Below are 18,039 nucleotides of genomic sequence, written 5' to 3'. Positions count from 1 at the left end.
CGCATGAGCAATCTGCCCAGAGAGAGGCTGCGCGTCGGCTTCGTCGGCACCGGTTTCATCGCCCAGTTTCACCTGAAGTCCCTGGTCGGTGTGCGCAACATCGATGTCGTTGGTGTCTACAGCCGCAAGGCTGAAAACCGGGCGCATTTTTCGGCGCTGGCGGCAGAGCTTGGGCTCGGTGCATGCAAAAGCCATGACAGCTTGGAAAGCCTGCTGCACGACGAAACCGTCGATGCGATCTGGATTCTTTCGCCCAATTACACCCGCCTCGATGTGATGCGGACGATCCATGCCGAAGTCACGGCCGGCCGCAGCAAGGTCTTCGCGGTGGCCTGCGAAAAGCCGCTTGCTCGCACCGTTGCCGAAGCGCGCGAGATGCTGCGGCTCGCCAACGATGCAAAGCTCAATCACGGCTATCTCGAAAACCAGGTGTTTTCGACGCCGGTGATGCGCGGCAAGGAGATCGTCTGGCGCCGCGCTGCATCGGCCACGGGCAGACCCTATCTGGCGCGCGCGGCCGAAGAACATTCCGGCCCGCACGAAGCCTGGTTCTGGCAGGGCGACAAGCAGGGCGGCGGCGTGCTTTCCGACATGATGTGCCATTCGGTCGAGGTGTCTCGGCATCTTCTCACCGAGCCGGGCGCCCCGCGCAAATCGCTGACAGTCAAGTCGGTCAACGGCACGGTCGCCAATCTGAAATGGACGCGGCCGCATTATGCCGACCAGCTCAAGCAGCGCTACGGCAGCGGCGTCGACTATCGCAACCATCCTTCCGAGGATTTTGCCCGCGCGACCGTCACGTTGGAGGATGAGCAGGGTAACGACTTGATGATCGAGGCGACGACTTCATGGGCCTATGTCGGGGCGGGCCTGCGCATCCAGCTTGAACTGCTCGGACCCGAATATGCGATGGAGTTCAATTCGCTGAACACCGGCCTGAAGATATTCATGTCGCGCGCGGTCACCGGCTTCGAAGGCGAAGACCTTGTCGAAAAGCAGAATGCCGAACAGGGCCTGATGCCAGTGTTGGAAGATGAGGCTGGCGTCTATGGTTACACAGACGAGAACCGCCATATGACCGAGTGCTTCCGCAAGGGCAAGACGCCTTTGGAAACCTTCGAAGATGGGCTGGCGGTGGTCGAGATCATGATGGCGCTTTACCGCTCAGCCGAGATCGGCGAGACCGTGCATTTCCCGGCGCCAGAACTCGAAGACTACGTGCCGGTCGTGGCGCGACACGTTAGTTAGATATGGGCCTGGATGTCTATTGGAGGCCTTGTGTGCATTGACGATGCCCTTGCGCTTTGGGTGGAACAAACCCATACAAGCGCAAACTCGACTGTTCCACCGGCCTTAATAGATATCGGGTTCCGGAACGGCTTTACCGAATTGCGTTTCGAGGAAATCGAAATCGCAACCCTTGTTCGCCTGGGTGATATGCCCGGCGGAAAGCCAGCCGAAGCCGCGTTCATAGCGTGGCGGCGGGGCCTTCCAATTTGCGCGGCGTGAGGCCAGTTCCTCGTCCGGGACATTCAGGTGGATGGTTCTTTCGGAAACGTCGATGCTGATCGTGTCGCCGGTTCGCACGAGCGCCAACGGTCCGCCGATATAGGCTTCAGGCGCGACATGAAGGATGCAGGCACCGTAGCTGGTTCCCGACATGCGGGCATCCGATATGCGCAGCATGTCGCGCACGCCCTGCTTCACCAGTTTCTTCGGGATCGGCAGCATGCCCCATTCGGGCATGCCAGGACCGCCCTGCGGACCGGCGTTGCGCAAGATGATAATGTCGTCGACGGTCACGTCCAGATCGTCGCGCTCGATCTCCTTCTTCATTTCCGGATAGCTGTCGAAGACCAGGGCGCGGCCGGTGTGTTTCAGAAAGCGCTGCTCCGATGCCGCCGGCTTCATGACGCAGCCATCGGGAGCGAGGTTGCCGCGCAGCACGACGGTGGCGCCTTCCTTGTAGACGGGGTTGTCGAGCGGCCGGATGACGTCGTCCTCATAGACGCCGCCGCGCGCCGCGATCTCACCCATTGTCTCGCCGCTGACATTCACCGGCTCCGCGTGCAGCACGCCGCTCAGGCGGCTGTAGACCCCCATGATGCCGCCGGCATAGTAGAAATCTTCCATCAGGTAGGTCTTTCCGGATGGCCGGATGTTGGCGATGACCGGCACCTTGCGCGAGATCGCATCGATGTCGTCGAGCGTCATGTCGACATTGGCGCGGCGCGCCATGGCGAGCGCGTGGACGATGGCATTGGTGGAGCCGCCGATCGCCATCTGCACCATCAGTGCATTTTCGAAAGCCGCCTTCGTCATGATTTTGTCCGGGGTGATGTCTTCCCAGACCATGTCGACGATGCGCCGTCCCGATTGCGATGCCATGCGAGCATGGTTGGCGTCGGCGGCGGGGATGGAGCTTGCTCCCGGCAGGGAAAGGCCCAGCGCCTCTGCGAAGGCGGTCATTGTGCTGGCCGTGCCCATCGTCATGCAGTGGCCGGGCGAACGAGCGATGCCGTTCTCGATCTCGGCCCAGTCGCGATCGGTGATGACACCGGCGCGCCGATCGTCCCAGTATTTCCAGGTGTCGGAACCGGAGCCCAGTGTCTGTCCGCGCCAGTTGCCGCGCAGCATCGGTCCGGCTGGAACATAGATCATCGGCAGGCCGGCCGAAACGCCGCCCATGATCAGGGCCGGCGTGGTCTTGTCGCAGCCCCCGAGCAGCACTACGCCGTCAATGGGATGGCTGCGGATCAGTTCCTCGCACTCCATGGCGAGGAGGTTGCGGTAGAGCATGGTGGTCGGCTTGACGAAGGGTTCGGACAGGCTGAGTGCCGGCAGTTCGATGGGAAGGCCGCCTGCCTGCTCGATGCCCTTGCGGATCCATTTTACACGTTCGGGGAAATGCGCGTGGCACGGGTTTATCTCCGACCATGTGTTGATGATCGCGATGACCGGCTTCTGGTCCCAGTCCTGGGCGTCGAAGCCCATCTGGCGCATGCGCGACCTGTGGCCGAACGCTCGGAGATCGTCGACGCCCAGCCAGCGATAGCTGCGCAGCGTCTTCGGGTCACGCTTCCCCGCCATGGATTTCCTCCCTGAAATCTGATATTTCACAGCTTGATATATCAAATTTCAACTGATAGAAGTCAAGGCGTTTTCGGCGCTGTCGGGAGGCAAAACGCGTGAGCATCGTAAGGCGGCTTGAGCCTATCCATCTGAAAAGCCTGCGTGATCACGTCCACGATACGCTGCGCGAGGCGATCATATCCGGCCGTTTCCGTACCGATGAAAAGCTCAACGAGCGCCAGCTTGCCGCCGAGCTGGGCATCAGCACCACCCCGCTGAAGGAGGCACTACGGCAGCTGGAGACGGAGGGGCTGGTCCGTACCGAGGCCCGCCGGGGCAGCTACGTCACCTTCAATGCGCGTCAGGCCGAGGAAATGATGCTTGCCCGCGCCGCGCTTGAAAGCGTGATGGCGCAGCAGGCTGCAAGGCACGCGACGGACGCGCAAATCGCATTGATGAAGACGCATATCGAGCAGATGCGCGCTGCCCTGCAGGCGCCAGATATCGCGCGCCTGATCGAGCTGAACGAGTTTTTCCACGACACCATTCACGATGCGTCCAGCTGTGAATATCTGCGCCGGCTGCAAAACGGACAGCGCATGTACGATCACGCCGCGCGCATCACAGTGCTCGCCGACGAGAACGAGCGGGTGCGCTCCTTCGCCGAGCATGAAGCGATCATGATCGCCATCGCCGAGCGCAATGAAGACGAGGCCGAACGCCTCATGCGCGAACACGTCATGCTCGCCGGCGAGAAGCATCTGATCACCGTCTTCAGCTATACCCCTGCGGAGAAACGCAAATGAACCTTAGTGAATACCGTCGGGCGCTGCAGGGCATTTCTGGCGTTCATGTAACGGCCTACGACACAGCCGGCGAGATCGATCAGGCCCTGACGACGCGCATCGTCGCCAACATTGCGGCTGCAGGCATTCACAACATCGTCTCGGGCGGCAACACGGGCGAGTTCTACAGCCTGACCTTCGATGAAGTGGTGCGGCTTCAGTCCATCGCCATTCAGGCAGTGGACGGAAAGGCCGCCGTGACCGCGGCAGCGGGCCGTTCCATTCGCGAGGCGGTCGCCACCGCATCGCTCGCCAAGAAGGCGGGAGCCGATGGCGTGATGGTTCACCATCCGCTCGATCCCTTCGCAGCACCCCATGCGCAGGCGAATTACTTCATCTCGATTGCCGAAGCCGTCGATCTGCCTGTAGTCGCCTATGTACGGTCAGATGCCATCCCGCTTGCCGACCTCGTCCGCATGGCGACGCATGAAAACATCGCGGGCGTCAAGTTTGCGTCCGGAAACACCCAGCTGTTCTCCGAATGCGTGCGCGCGACCGAGGGCACCGATGCGATCTGGATTTGTGGATTGGCTGAGGGATGGGCAGCACCCTTCTATGCGCTGGGTGGACGTGGCTTCACCTCGGGTCTGGTCAATGTTGATCCCTATCGTTCGCTGGCCATCTGGCGGGCGCTCGAGGCCGGCGACTATCCGAGGGCGCGTGCGCTCGTCGCGACCATCGCCGAATTCGAGAAGCTCAGAACCAAATACAACAATGGCGCCAACGTCACCGTCGTGAAGGAAGCGCTGCAAATTCGGAATTTCCCGGTCGGTCAGGTACGCCTGCCGGGGCTTGTCGCTCTCGATCCGGCCGATCGATCGCATCTCACGGCGATCCTCGCCGGCTGGGAGGAGCGGAAGGCATCCTGAAGCATAAGTGCCAGGAGGAGAGCCGGCGGAAGGGAGGACTTTCGTCGGATTTTGAACAACGAAACTGTGGAGGAACACATGAAATTCCCGATCTCACGGCGTCATTTTCTCGGTGGCGCCGCCACCGTTGCCAGCATGTCCGTATTGGGCAAATCCGCTTTTGCGCAGGGCCTCAAGCTGCCGTCGTCTCCCGTTACCCTCAACATCATCGATGCGGCCGGTAATCTGGCGCTGACGCAGCCGATCTTCGACAATTACGTGGCCAAACATCCTGAGCTGGTATCGAACATCATCTTCAATAAGGCGCCGTCGCCGGAACTGCCGGGCAAGATCAAGGCGCAGCAGCGTGCCAACCGCGTCGACATCGACATGGTCATCATCGGCCCGGACGCGCTTTCGGCCGGGCTTGCCGATGATATCTGGGTCGACATCGGCTCGATGACCGACACCGGCCTTCCCGATTTCAAGGAAATCTATCAGGAGCCAGCCTATCGCATGCAGGGCCTGTCGAAGGGCAGGGGCGTTACAGTCACCTATTATCCGTCCGGCCCGTTGATCTCCTACATGCCGGAAAAGGTGAAGACGGCTCCGACCACGGCTGAAGAACTCCTGACCTGGACCAAGGAGAACCCTCAGAAATTCATCTATGCGCGCCCGGCCAATTCTGGCCCCGGACGCACCTTCCTGATGGGCCTGCCCTATCTGCTCGGCGACAAGGATCCTACGGACCCGACGAATGGCTGGGAAAAGACCTGGGCCTATCTGAAGGAAATGCACAAGAACATCGAATACTACCCGGCAGGCACCGGTGCGCTGATGAAGGAATTCGGCGAAGGCACCCGCGACATGACCGTCACCACGACGGGGTGGGACATCAATCCGCGTGCTCTCGGTGTCGTGCCGAAGGAAGCCAAGGTCGGCATGTTGAAGGGCTTCCACTGGGTCTGCGACGCTCACTACCTCAGCATTCCCAAGGGTGTGGCCGACGAAAAGATCGCGGTCATGCTCGACATGATCAAGTTCGCGCTGCAGCCCGAGCAGCAGGCCTACACCTACGACAAGGGTTATTTCTATCCCGGCCCGGCGGTGAAGGATGTGACGCTCGAAATGGCGCCGAAGGAAAGCCAGGACGTTATCGCCGAATACGGGCGTCCCGAATATGCGGACTGGATCGCCAACAATCCGATCGAACTGCCGCTCGAACCGGCAGCACTGGTGACGGCCTTCCGTCGCTGGGACGAGGAAGTGGCCGCGGGCTGACCGCGCCTTTTCCCACCCGACCGATAACAGCATCGATAGGCGGTCCGCTCGCGCGGGCCGCCCGACGGGATAACCCATCATGCAGCTTGCATCACACCCCTTCAAAGAGCTCCGCCTTGACAGGATGAGCCGGACCTTCGGCGCGTTCAATGCGCTGCACGACGTTTCGCTTTCCATTCGCAAGGGCGAGTTCATCGCGCTCCTTGGGCCTTCGGGCTGCGGCAAGTCCACCGCGTTGAACTGCATTGCCGGCCTGCTCGCCACGACGGACGGCGGCATCTACATCGACGAAAAGCGCATTGATCAGCTCAAGCCGGAGGATCGCGGCTTCGGCATGGTGTTTCAGAACTATGCGCTGTTTCCGCATATGACGGTCAACCAGAATGTCGGCTTCGGCTTGAGGATGCGCAACGTTCCTAAGGTCGAGATCACCCAGAAGGTGGAGAATGCGCTGGCTCTGGTCCGGCTGCAGGGGCAGGGGCACAAGCTTCCTGGTCAGCTTTCGGGCGGCCAGCAGCAGCGCGTCGCTATCGCCCGCGCCATCGTAATTGAGCCGCCGCTGGTGCTCATGGACGAGCCGCTGTCCAATCTCGACGCCAAGCTGCGGCTAGAAATGCGCACCGAAATCCGCCGCATCCACAATCAGTTGGGCGCGACCACCATCTATGTCACGCACGATCAGGATGAGGCGCTTTCGCTGGCTGACCGGGTGGTCGTGCTGCGCGAAGGCAGCATCCGTCAGGTCGGCGTGCCGCATGAGCTCTATGAAAAGCCGGCCCATATCGACGTTGCCGAGTTCATGGGCTTCCGCAACCACATGCCCGGAAAGGTGACGGGCCGCACAGGCGACCGTGTCACGCTTTCGGTAGCCGGCTCGACGATTGCCGGCATGGCGAGCCAGGACGTGAAACCGGGCGACGATGCGATCCTGATGGCGCGCGGCGATGACATTGCGGCTGCAAAAGCTGGCCCGCAGACATTGGCCGCCACTGTTGAGACCATCGAATATCGCGGCCGCGAATTCGTCGGCACGGCGCGCACTGCGGACGGGCTCGAACTGATCTTCCATTCGCCGACATTCACCGAAATCGGCAGCGGCATCTCGCTTTCGGTGAACGCCGACCGCGCGCTGGTCTTTGCGGCGTGAGGCGGCCATGACCGATCCTGCCCGCCACAAAAATTCGCTCCGACAGCGCCTCGCCTTGCACGGCATCGACGGTGTCACGCTTATGCTGCTGCCTGCCCTGCTGTTCGTCCTGGGGGTGTTCGTCTATCCCTTTCTTTACGGCCTCGTGCTGTCGTTCCAGCCGCTGGAAGGTGGTGGCGCGCTCGCCAACTATCGGAAATTCTTCTCCGATCCGTTCCTCTACAACACCATCGCCGCCACGCTGCGGCTTGCGGTGCCGGTGTCGATAATCAGCCTCGTCTTCGCCATACCGATCGCTCTGCGTGTCAGGCTGTTGCAGCGGCAAAGGTTGCTCACCACCATCCTCGTGCTGCCGGTGACGCTTGGCACCGTTCTGGTGGCGGAAGGGTTGCTCAACTATCTCGGCCCGCAGGGCTGGTTCAGTCGAACGCTGATGTTCATCGGCATGGTCGACAGCCCGCTGAAGCTCACCAACAATTACTGGGGCGTCTTCGTCTCGCTGGTCATCACGGTATTCCCGTTCACCTTCCTGCTGACGCTGTCCTACATCACCGGCATCGATCCAGCACTTGAGCAGGCCGCCGCGACCCACGGCGCCAGCAGCTGGCAGCGCTTCCGGCACGTCATGCTGCCGCTTCTGGTGCCGGGGCTGGCGGTCGCCTTCTGCCTGACCTTCGTGCAGGCCTTCGCAGTCTTTCCGTCAGCGGTGCTGCTGGGTGCGCCTTCGGGACCAACGCGCGTGATCTCGATCGCTGCAGCGCAGGCCGCCTTCGAGCAATATGACGACTCCATGGCCTCCTCGATCGCCATGATCATGGCCGCCGTCCAGTTGCTCGTGGTGCTCGGCGTTCTGGCGATCCGAAACATGTTCTATCGCGGCTCGACCGCTGGCGGAAAAGGGTAGGGCTGATGATCCGCGACACATCCCTTGGCGCGAAGCTTTGGATCACCGCTGTCTGGGCCGTGGTCGGCTTCTTCGTCATCAACGTTCTGGCGATGATTGCCACCGTCGTCCTGTCGTCGGTCGGCACGCGCTGGCTGGGTACATGGCTGCCGGAAGCCTTCACGACGCGCTGGTATCTTGCCGCCTGGCAGGAGTTCCAGCTCAGCCACGTCCTTCTGGTGACGTTCCAGATCGTCTTCATGGTGGTGATCCTGTCGGGATTGCTGGGCGTCACGGCGGCCTACGCCATCGCGCGGCGCAATTTTCCGGGCAAGAGGCTGGTGATGTTCATCTTCCTGCTGCCGCTTCTGGTCCCGCCCATCACCTTCGGTATTCCGCTTGCCACCGTGCTCTACAAGTTCGGTGTCGGCGGCACTTTCTGGGGCGTGGTGCTGGCAAATCTCGTGCCTACCGTGCCCTTCGTCATCCTGGTGATGATACCCTTCATAGAGCAGATCGACCCCAAGGTGGAAGCTGCAGCGCGCGTCTTCGGTGCGGGAACCTTCCGGCTGTTCATCCACGTGCTGCTGCCGATGCTTCTGCCCGGCATCCTCGCCTCGTTGCTTCTGGTGCTGGTGCGCACGGTGGCGATGTTCGAGCTGACCTTCCTGACGGCCGGCCCGACGAGCCAGACGCTGGTGGTCGCGCTCTACTATTCCGTCTTCGCAGCTGGTGTCCGCGCCGTGCAGTCGATCGACGCCATGGCGGTAATCTATATGGTCACGACGCTCGTCTGGCTGCTTGTCGCGTTGCGCTTCGTCAACCCGACGCAGATCGTCGCCCGGCCCAAGCAGATATCACATTGAACAAAGCCCGGCGCATGGCGCCGGGTTTACCTTTCGCAGGCATACCGACATGAAAATCACAGCGATCGAAACCGTCCAGCTTCCGCACCTGAACAACATTTTGTGGGTGCTGGTCCACACCGACGAGGGCATCACCGGCCTCGGCGAGACCTTTCGCGGCACCAATGCCGTTGCCGCCTATCTGCATTCCGACGTCGCCAATCTGCTCGTCGGCACCAACCCGCTGGAGATCGACCGCATCTCCAAGCTGCTGACCGAACCCTATGTCGGGTTCCGCTCTTCAGGCGTGGAAATCCGCGCTGCATCGGCAATAGACATCGCGTTGTGGGATATCTTCGGCAAGGTCACCAACCAGCCGATCCACCAGCTTCTGGGCGGCCTGTCGCGGCAGTCGATCCGCACCTACAACACCTGCGCCGGCTATACCTACAACAAGCAGGGCGCGCGCCGCTATGTCGGCGACAACGACGTCGCCGAAGGCCCCTACGAAGACCAGATCGCCTTCCACAAGGATGCAGGTGCGCTGGCTGAAAGCCTGCTTTCGGAAGGCATCAGCGCGATGAAGATCTGGCCGCTCGACCCTTATGCGGTGGCGAGCGGCGGCAATTTCATCCATCGCAGCGATCTCGACAAAGGGCTCAACGCCTTCCGCCAGATCCGCGACGCCGTCGGCGACAGGATGGAGGTGATGGTCGAGATGCACTCGATGTGGGACCTGCCATCGGCGCTGGCAATCGCCCGCGAGCTGAAGCAGTTCCGCCCATTCTGGCTGGAAGATCCGATGAAGATGCAGGACCCGGCAGCCCTTGCGACATTTGCTGAGCGGTCCGGCGTGCCGGTCTGCGCCAGCGAGACGCTGGCCACGCGTTCGCAGTTCCTCGAGGTGCTGCGGCAGCAGGCGGTCGACTATGTCATGCTCGATATTTCCTGGTGCGGCGGATTGAGCGAAGCCAAGAAAATTGCCACACTGGCCGAGACTTTTCAGCGTCCCGTCGCCCCCCACGACTGCACCGGGCCGGTGGTCTTCGCCGCCTCCGTTCACCTCTCGCTGAACGTGCCGAACGCCGTCTTCCAGGAATCGGTTCGCGCCTACTACACCTCCTGGTACCGCGATCTCGTCACCGTCATGCCGCGCATCGAGAATGGCCTGATCTATCCCTTCGCAGGTGCCGGACTGGGGCTGGAACTGAGCGAATTCGTGCTCAACCACAAGGACGTGATCCGTCGCAAGACGGACGCGAAAGGCGCCTGATGCAATTCGACTGTATCGCCGACATCCGCGGTTCGTTGACGGAAAGCCCGGTCTGGGACGACCGGCGCGGCATGCTCTTCTGCTGCGATATTCTCGACCGCATAGTCTACGAAATCGATCTGGAAAAGGGCGTGTCGCGGCAATGGCATTTCGAGACGGAAGTCGCTTCGCTCGGCCTTTGCGAAAGCGGCAGGCTGGTGATTGCGCTGGCGCGCGAGGTGATCCTTTTCGACCCCGAAACCGGCAATCGGCAAGTGCTTTGCACGCCCGGTCCCGAGCCGGAAACCAATAGGCTCAACGACGGCAAGGTCGGGCCGGACGGTTGCTTCTGGGTCGGCAGCATGGACGACCGCCCGCAGAAGAAAACGTTGGGCCGCCTCTATAGGATTGATGCTCAAGGCAACCACGCGGTCATGACCCAGGGGTTCAAGGTCTCCAACGGGCTTGCCTGGTCGCCAGACGGCAGGACACTTTATCATTCCGACTCTCGCGGCCCTTCCATTGACCGCTACGAATTCGATCCCGCCGCCGGCGCTCTCGGCAAGCGGCACCGCTTTGCCGATCTCGACGAGGCGACGGGCAGGCCCGATGGTGGTGCCTGCGATGCGGACGGCTGCTACTGGAGCGCCGGCGTTTCCGCCGGCGTGCTCAACCGCTTTGATCGCGACGGAAACATCATCAAGCGTCACGAAGTGCCCGCTCCGGCTCCGACCATGCCATGCTTCTGCGGCCCGGACCTGAAGACGCTGGCCGTCACCTCCCATCGCGCGGTCGACCCGCAGTTGCTGGGCCGCTTCCCACAATCGGGCAGTGTGTTTGCGGCCCGCTCCGCTGTGGCCGGAACACCAGTGTTCCGCATGAAAGGCGTCTGAAATGACAGACAATTCGCGGAAGAACGTCCTGCTGACCGGTGCTTCCGGTGCACTCGGGCGCATGCTGGCCCCGCGGCTGGCCGCTGCCGGCTATGCCTTGCGCCTTTCCGATATTATGCCCTTTCCCGATCCGCTGCCAAAGGACGCGTCGTTCGTGCGGGCCGACCTGTCCGATGCCCAAGCCGTCGCCGGCATCATGGACGGGATCGGCTGCGTCCTGCATTTCGGCGGTGTTAGCGTGGAAAAGCCGTTCGAGGAAATTCTGCCGGCCAACATCGTCGGCATCATCAATCTGTTTGAAGCCGCGCACCGGCAGAAGGCGCGTGTCGTCTTCGCCAGCTCCAACCACACGATCGGCTTTTATGAGCGCGGAACGATGCTGGACACCGATATGCCCTATCGGCCCGACGGCTATTACGGACTGTCGAAAGCCTATGGCGAGCTCCTTGGCAGGATGTTTTTCGACAAGCATGGCGTGGAAAGCGTGCATATCCGCATTGGGTCATGCCTTCCGGAGCCGGTCGAGGCGCGCCATCTTTCGACCTGGCTCTCCCACGATGATCTCTTTCGTTTTGCCTGTGCCGCGATCGATGCTCCCGAGACTGGCCATGCTGTCGTCTGGGGAGCGTCTGCCAATACGCGCTCCTGGTGGGAAGCGGACGACCGCGAACGCATCGGCTACGAGCCTCGGGACAACGCCGAGGACTTCGCCGAAAAGATCGCCTCTATCCGAACCGACGATGCGATCACCGAGCGCTATCAGGGCGGCGTGTTTTGCGCGCAGGGTTTCTCACGGGATACGCCATGAGTTCGATAGGCCTCGATCCAGTGTTGCTGCGGCATGGCAGCTATGCCCTCGCCATGGATGTCACGCTCGGCTCTTCGGTGCTGTCTCTCGACTGGACTGCACCGGACGGACGGTCCCACGCTCTGCTCGTGCCTTCGGTTGCAGACAGTGTTCCGTTCAAGGCAGGCTGCTTCGTCATGGCCCCCTTCGCCAACCGCATCGCAGACGGCTCGTTCCCGTTCGATGGGCGGACTATCCACTTTCCGGTCAACCGCCCGGCGGAGAACAATGCAATTCACGGGCTATCGCGAAACCGTAAGTGGGTGCTTACGGAAAGAGCGGCCTCCCGCCTGTCAACACGCGATGAATGCCGCGACGCTGCTTCGGGCTATGACTATGACCTGACGCAGACCATCGAGATCGATGCTTCAGGCGTCAACTTTTCGCTGACCATCACCAATCGCAGCGCGAAAAGGTTACGGTTCGGGCTCGGCTATCACCCATGGTTCACGCGGACGCCGAAGGCGAGGCTAAGCTTTCGCGCCGATACGAGTTTTACGCGCAGCGAGCGCGGGCTGCCGGAAGTTGCCTGCGATTCAGCCGAGATATACGATTTTTCTGCGCCGGTTGCGCTTGGGTCCATGCGCTGGCTGGACGCGCATTTTGCAAACTGGTCGCCCAGAGCGGCTGTGCTGGATTTGCCCGAAATGGCCGTCAGGATCACGCTGTCGGCAGCGGGTTGCCTCGGCAACCTGCAGGTCTTTGCGCCGGACGACCGCGCCGTGGTCTGCATCGAACCGGTCAGCCACGTTCCGAATGTCTGCAATACACCGGCTTTTGCCCGGTTCGGCGATTTGACCGTGCTCGAACCTGGAGAAAGCCTCTCGGGATTGATGCGGATCGCTGCTTCTCAGTTTGAATCTTCCCAAACCAGTTCCACAGGAGACGCGAATGCTTAGCGAAGCCACACGCGAGAAGTTGAAGGGCGTCAGCACCGCGACGCTGACGACAGCCCTGTTCAAGCGCAATTTCCGCAATCAGTTTATTCAGGATGTGCGGCCGCTCAATCCGGGCCTGCCCAACATGGTCGGCGAGGCCTTCACGCTTCGCTACATCCCGGCGCGCGAAGACCTTGATGGCATTCAGGTTTTTGAAGACCGCGAGCATCCCCAGCGTAAGGCCGTGGAGGAATGTCCGCCCGGTGCCGTCATGGTGATCGACAGCCGCAAGGACGCACGCGCCGCCTCAGCCGGTGGCATCCTCGTCTCGCGAATGATGATGCGCGGCGTGGCCGGCGTGGTGACGGACGGCGGCTTTCGCGACTCGCCCGAAATAGCGCAGCTTCAGATGCCTGCCTATCACCGCAGGCCCTCGGCGCCGACCAACCTAACGCTTCATCACGCACTCGACATCAACAATCCGATCGGCTGCGGCGACGTGCCCGTCTATCCCGGCGATGTCGTCGTCGGCGATGGAGAAGGCGTCGTCGTCATCCCGGCGCATCTTGCGGGTGAGATTGCCGATGAGGCCGTTCGCATGACGATGTTTGAGGACTTCGTCCAGGAACAGGTTTTGCAAGGGCATTCCATTCTCGGCCTGTATCCGCCGACTACCAGTGAAGCCGTAGCGAAGTTTGAGGCCTGGAAGGCCCGCCGATAAGCAAGACAGTCACGGCGTTTCATCTCCGGCAGCGCTGAGCGCATTTCGAATCTCGCAAATATGGGCGCCTACACGGTCAAAAAAGTATCATAGTCATCTTCGAAACGTGGTGGCGCTCGATGTAGCGAAGGGTTACCGTTATCTCCAAGTGCAGAGCCGGATCGAATTCGGCCGACCGGGAGCAGGGGCGTATTGCGGCAATGACCGCGTTCGCCCGGAGGAAACGGACATGGAACCGGACCTGGAAGTCGTCCAGATTCGACGAGGTGAATCCTTCAAGGCGTGGTCACACGGCTATCCGTATCACACGGTGCGCTGGCACTTTCATCCGGAATATGAACTCCACCAGGTCGTCTCCACCAGCGGGCGCTACTTCGTTGGCGACTTCATAGGAGAGTTCGAGCCCGGCAATCTGGTGCTGACGGGCCCCAATCTTCCGCACAATTGGGTAAGCGATATTCCGGAAGGATCCAGCATTCCGCTTCGTGGACGCATCATCCAGTTCAGCGAGAATTTCATCGCCGATGCCATGAAGGTTTTGCCTGAACTCACAGGAGTGGGACCGGTTCTGGAATCCTCCAGACGTGGTGTTCTGTTTAGCAGCGAAACCAGCAGACAATTGTCGCCAATGATGGATGAGATGATGCAAGCCCAAGGGGTGCGGCGCATCGAACTGTTCATGATGATCGTGGGCTTGCTCAGTCGCGCGCAGGGAGCGCAGGTGCTTGCCAGCGCCGGCTATCTGCCTGATCCGTCGGGCTATATGTCCGCCGGCATCAACAAGGCTCTGGCCTTTATCCGCGAGAACCTCACGCGGCCGTTCGGCGAGGCGGATCTTGCGGCGATTGCGGGACAATCGACCAGCGCCTTCTCGCGAGCCTTCCGCCGCCATACCGGCATGTCGCTGGTTCAATACGTCAAGCGGCTGCGCATCAACCTGGCCTGTCAGCTTCTGATGAGCGACGAGCAGGCCTCGATCACCGACATTTGTTTCGGTGTCGGGTTCAACAATCTTTCGAATTTCAACCGGCAATTCCTGGCGGAGAAAGGCATGCCGCCATCCCGGTTCAGACGACTGTTGGCAGACAATATCAACGCGGCCAAAGCCGCATAGAACGGAGGATCGGGGAGGAACACCGCAGGCCGATTACAGAACGCGGACACGCATCATGCGGTCTGCGAAGAGGAGCCTTTTGTCTTGTATCTGCCGCCGCAAATCCGCGGCAAAGCCGAGGAATTGCAATAGCCGGTAGGCGACATGCGAGTCCGAGGCAGCATTACAACAATATCTCGAAACGGAGGAGATCAAATGATGACATATTCATGGAAGTCCACTGGCTTGGCTGCGCTGGCATTGGCGCTGTTGAGCGGGTCAGCGGCGTTTGCACAAAACGCGAAGGTTTCTGACGCCACCGTTGCGTTTCTGATGCCGGACCAGGCATCCACGCGCTACGAACAGCATGATCATCCCGGCTTCGTCGCCGAAATGACCAAGCTGTGTTCCACCTGCAAGGTCCTGTACCAGAACGCCGATGCGGATGCCTCGCGGCAGCAGCAGCAATTCAACTCGGTGATCTCGCAAGGCGCGAAGGTGATCGTTCTCGACCCGGTCGACTCGACGGCGGCGGCTTCACTCGTCAAGGCGGCCCAGAGCCAGGGCATCAAGGTCATCGCCTATGACCGGCCCATTCCCTCCACGCCGGCCGACTTTTACGTCTCCTTCGACAATGAAGGGATCGGCAAGGCGATCGCGGAATCGCTGGTGGCCCACCTGAAATCGAAGAACATCGAGGCAGGCGACGGCGGCGTTCTCCAGATCAACGGCTCGCCTACCGATGCTGCCGCCGGCCTTATCAAGAAGGGCATTCACGCCGGGCTCGACAACAGCGGCTATCCGATCCTGGCGGAGTACGACACCCCGGAATGGGCGCCGCCGAAGGCGCAGCAATGGGCCGGCGGCCAGATTACGCGCTTCGGCAAGAAAATCCTCGGCGTGGTTGCCGCCAATGACGGCACCGGCGGCGGCGCTGTGGCAGCGTTCAAGGCGGCTGGCGTCGACCCCGTGCCGCCGGTGACCGGCAATGATGCGACGCTTGCAGCATTGCAGCTCATCATCGCGGGCGACCAGTACAACACCATTTCCAAGCCGAGCGAGATCGTGGCTGCGGCTGCGGCAAACGTTGCCGTGCAGCTGCTTGCCGGCGAGACGCCCAAGGCCGAAACGACGTTGTACGATACCCCGTCCCAGCTTTTCGTTCCGGCAGTGGTCACTGCTGAGAACCTGAAGGCCGAGATCATCGACAAAAAGATCGCGACCGCCGAAGAGCTTTGCTCGGGCCGCTACGCCGAGGGCTGCAAGAAGCTCGGCATCGGAAACTGATCGTTCCTCTCTGCCACCGTCTGGCCGCCCAAGGCGGCCAGACGTCCGGTTCACTCAAAAAGGCTTGCCCGCATGACGGACCCATCTGACGGAACCTCGACGAGCGAACTGGTGCTCAGCCTGCGCGGTATCTCCAAGAATTTCGGCGCGGTGTCGGCACTGACCGACATCGATCTTGACGTGCATGCGGGCGAGGTCGTCGCACTTGTCGGCGACAACGGCGCCGGCAAATCCACACTGGTCAAGGTACTCGCCGGCGTGCATCAGCCGAGCTCGGGAACGATCGCGTTTCGCGGCAAGGAGGTGACGCTCCCCGACCCGAGTGCTGCGCTGCGGCTCGGAATTGCGACCGTCTTCCAGGATCTGGCCCTGTGCGAGAACCTCGACGTGGTCGCCAACATCTTCCTCGGCAAGGAGCTCAATCCGTTGCGGCTCGACGAGGTATCCATGGAAATCAAGGCCTGGACGCTTCTCAATGAGCTGTCAGCCCGCATACCCAGCGTCCGCGAGCCGGTGGCCTCGCTTTCCGGCGGCCAGCGCCAGACGGTTGCCATCGCGCGGTCGCTGCTGCTCGACCCGAAGCTCATTCTGCTCGACGAACCGACCGCCGCACTTGGCGTGGCGCAGACCGCCGAGGTGCTGGATCTCATCGAGCGGGTCCGCGACCGTGGGCTCGGCGTGGTCATGATCAGCCACAACATGGAAGACGTGCGCGCCGTGGCCGACCGCATCGTCGTGCTGAGGCTGGGGCGCAACAACGGCATTTTCTATCCCGACGCATCCAACCAGGATCTGGTCAGCGCCATCACCGGCGCTTCGAACAATTCCGTTTCCCGCCGCGCCGGACGACGCCAGGCCCAACGCGAGCAAGGGCAGGAGACGCAGCCATGACCAACGATATCGAAAACCGCACTCTGGCTGCACCCCTGCTCGACCGCAGCGACGAACGCGTGAAGCACCAGGCCGGCTTTGGGGGTGCTGTCAGCTCCTTTCTCGACCGCGTCCGCTCGGGCGACCTCGGATCGCTGCCCGTCATCGTCGGACTGGTGATCATCTGGACGGTGTTCCAGAGCCTCAATCCGATCTTCCTTTCGAGCAACAACCTCGTCAACCTGCTCTTCGACTGCTCGACGGTGGGCGTCATTGCACTCGGGATCGTTTGCATCCTGATGGTTGGCGAGATCGACCTGTCCGTCGGCTCGGTCAGCGGTTTTGCTTCTGCCATGGTCGGCGTGCTCTGGGTCAACCAGGGCTGGCCGGTATTGCTCGCCATTCTCGCAGCACTGGCTGTCGGCGCGGCGATCGGCTCGCTCTATGCCATGCTGTTCAACCGCTTTGGAATGCCAAGCTTCGTCTCGACGCTGGCGGGACTGCTCGCCATACTTGGCCTGCAACTCTATATCCTCGGCTCGACCGGCTCGATCAACCTGCCCTACGGCTCACCTGTTGTGAACTTCGGCCAGACGCTGGTCATGCCGCACGCAATCGCCTACGCGCTGGCAGCCGTCGCCGGCATCGTGACGTTCATCACTGGCTTCCGCACGGCGGCTCGGCGCAAGGAAGCCGGCCTGTCCTCGCAATCGCTTGGCAGCCTGCTCCTTCGCGCGATCGTCATCACCGTCGTGCTGGAACTGATCGTCTTCTACCTCAATCAGGATCGCGGCATTCCCTGGATGTTCGGCCTCTTCGTCGGGCTGGTCGTTGCGATGAACTACCTGCTGACGAGGACGAAATGGGGCCGCTCGATGAACGCTGTCGGCGGCAACCGCGAGGCAGCGCGCCGCGCCGGCATCAATGTGCGGCTTACCTACACCAGCGCCTTCGTGATGTGTTCGGTGCTTGCTGCCGCCGGCGGCATCCTCGCCGCTTCGCGCCTTGCATCTGCAAGCCAGCAGGCCGGCACCGGTGACGTCAATCTCAATGCGATCGCCGCGGCAGTGATCGGCGGCACGAGCCTGTTTGGCGGCCGGGGCAGCGCCTATTCGGCGTTGCTGGGCATCATCGTCATCCAGTCGATCGCCAGCGGGCTGACGCTGCTCGATCTGTCATCGTCGCTTCGCTATATGATCACCGGCGCCGTACTGGCCATTGCAGTCATCGTCGACTCGCTCGCGCGCCGTTCGCGCGTCTCCCATGGCCGCGCTTGA

17 protein-coding genes are annotated in these 18,039 nt (G+C 61.6%); 16 read left to right on the top strand and 1 reads right to left on the bottom strand.

Annotated elements, in window-relative coordinates; all coding sequences use genetic code 11:
• Positions 1–3: 3 nt before the first annotated feature.
• Positions 4–1,248 carry a Gfo/Idh/MocA family protein gene (locus BM413_RS03530; protein ID WP_091910538.1) on the top strand — a complete coding sequence of 415 codons (1,245 nt, stop codon included), beginning with the start codon at positions 4–6 and terminating at the stop codon, positions 1,246–1,248.
• Positions 1,249–1,353: 105 nt separating this feature from the next.
• On the opposite strand, the gene araD is transcribed toward BM413_RS03530, so the two are convergent.
• On the bottom strand, positions 1,354–3,090 hold the full coding sequence (gene araD, locus BM413_RS03525) for an L-arabinonate dehydratase (protein WP_091910536.1): 1,737 nt from the start codon (positions 3,088–3,090) through the stop codon (positions 1,354–1,356).
• Between the two features lie 98 nt (positions 3,091–3,188).
• Here araD and BM413_RS03520 point away from each other — a divergent pair, with 98 nt between their 5' ends.
• From BM413_RS03520 to BM413_RS03450, 15 genes are all read left to right on the top strand, one after another.
• Positions 3,189–3,878 (top strand): GntR family transcriptional regulator, encoded by a 690-nt coding sequence (locus BM413_RS03520; protein ID WP_175544232.1) that lies wholly within the window; start codon positions 3,189–3,191, stop codon positions 3,876–3,878.
• A complete protein-coding gene (locus tag BM413_RS03515; RefSeq protein ID WP_091910534.1) occupies positions 3,875–4,786 on the top strand; it encodes a dihydrodipicolinate synthase family protein in 912 nt (303 codons plus the stop codon). The genes BM413_RS03520 and BM413_RS03515 overlap by 4 nt, the downstream gene beginning before the upstream one ends.
• A 78-nt stretch (positions 4,787–4,864) precedes the next feature.
• On the top strand, positions 4,865–6,046 hold the full coding sequence (locus tag BM413_RS03510; protein WP_091910532.1) for an extracellular solute-binding protein: 1,182 nt from the start codon (positions 4,865–4,867) through the stop codon (positions 6,044–6,046).
• 79 nt (positions 6,047–6,125) lie between these two features.
• On the top strand, positions 6,126–7,193 hold the full coding sequence (locus BM413_RS03505; protein WP_091910530.1) for an ABC transporter ATP-binding protein: 1,068 nt from the start codon (positions 6,126–6,128) through the stop codon (positions 7,191–7,193).
• 7 nt (positions 7,194–7,200) lie between these two features.
• A complete protein-coding gene (locus BM413_RS03500) occupies positions 7,201–8,097 on the top strand; it encodes an ABC transporter permease (RefSeq protein WP_091910529.1) in 897 nt (298 codons plus the stop codon).
• A gap of 5 nt (positions 8,098–8,102) precedes the next feature.
• On the top strand, positions 8,103–8,942 hold the full coding sequence (locus BM413_RS03495; RefSeq protein WP_091910527.1) for an ABC transporter permease: 840 nt from the start codon (positions 8,103–8,105) through the stop codon (positions 8,940–8,942).
• 49 nt (positions 8,943–8,991) lie between these two features.
• Positions 8,992–10,194: a mandelate racemase/muconate lactonizing enzyme family protein gene (locus BM413_RS03490; protein ID WP_091910526.1), complete on the top strand. Its 1,203-nt coding sequence runs from the start codon at positions 8,992–8,994 to the stop codon at positions 10,192–10,194.
• Positions 10,194–11,066 (top strand): SMP-30/gluconolactonase/LRE family protein, encoded by an 873-nt coding sequence (locus BM413_RS03485; protein WP_091910524.1) that lies wholly within the window; start codon positions 10,194–10,196, stop codon positions 11,064–11,066. The genes BM413_RS03490 and BM413_RS03485 overlap by 1 nt, the downstream gene beginning before the upstream one ends.
• 1 nt (position 11,067) lies before the next feature.
• Positions 11,068–11,874 (top strand): NAD-dependent epimerase/dehydratase family protein, encoded by an 807-nt coding sequence (locus BM413_RS03480; RefSeq protein WP_091910522.1) that lies wholly within the window; start codon positions 11,068–11,070, stop codon positions 11,872–11,874.
• The gene (locus BM413_RS03475; protein WP_091910520.1) at positions 11,871–12,812 is read left to right on the top strand and encodes an aldose epimerase family protein; all 942 of its coding nucleotides are present in this window, start codon (positions 11,871–11,873) and stop codon (positions 12,810–12,812) included. The genes BM413_RS03480 and BM413_RS03475 overlap by 4 nt, the downstream gene beginning before the upstream one ends.
• Positions 12,805–13,512: a ribonuclease activity regulator RraA gene (locus tag BM413_RS03470; RefSeq protein ID WP_091910518.1), complete on the top strand. Its 708-nt coding sequence runs from the start codon at positions 12,805–12,807 to the stop codon at positions 13,510–13,512. Before BM413_RS03475 ends, BM413_RS03470 begins: the two co-directional genes overlap by 8 nt.
• A 229-nt stretch (positions 13,513–13,741) precedes the next feature.
• Positions 13,742–14,626, top strand: coding sequence for a helix-turn-helix domain-containing protein (locus tag BM413_RS03465; protein WP_091910517.1), 885 nt, complete (start codon positions 13,742–13,744; stop codon positions 14,624–14,626).
• Between the two features lie 198 nt (positions 14,627–14,824).
• Positions 14,825–15,892 carry an ABC transporter substrate-binding protein gene (locus BM413_RS03460; protein WP_175544250.1) on the top strand — a complete coding sequence of 356 codons (1,068 nt, stop codon included), beginning with the start codon at positions 14,825–14,827 and terminating at the stop codon, positions 15,890–15,892.
• Positions 15,893–15,964: 72 nt separating this feature from the next.
• A complete protein-coding gene (locus BM413_RS03455) occupies positions 15,965–16,783 on the top strand; it encodes an ATP-binding cassette domain-containing protein (RefSeq protein WP_091910514.1) in 819 nt (272 codons plus the stop codon).
• Positions 16,780–18,039, top strand: a complete 1,260-nt coding sequence (locus tag BM413_RS03450) for a sugar ABC transporter permease (RefSeq protein WP_091910512.1) — start codon at positions 16,780–16,782, stop codon at positions 18,037–18,039. Before BM413_RS03455 ends, BM413_RS03450 begins: the two co-directional genes overlap by 4 nt.

This window comes from Mesorhizobium sp. YR577 (assembly GCF_900116595.1).
GTDB lineage: Bacteria > Pseudomonadota > Alphaproteobacteria > Rhizobiales > Rhizobiaceae > Mesorhizobium_M.
This window is presented reverse-complemented; position numbering and strand designations above follow the sequence as displayed.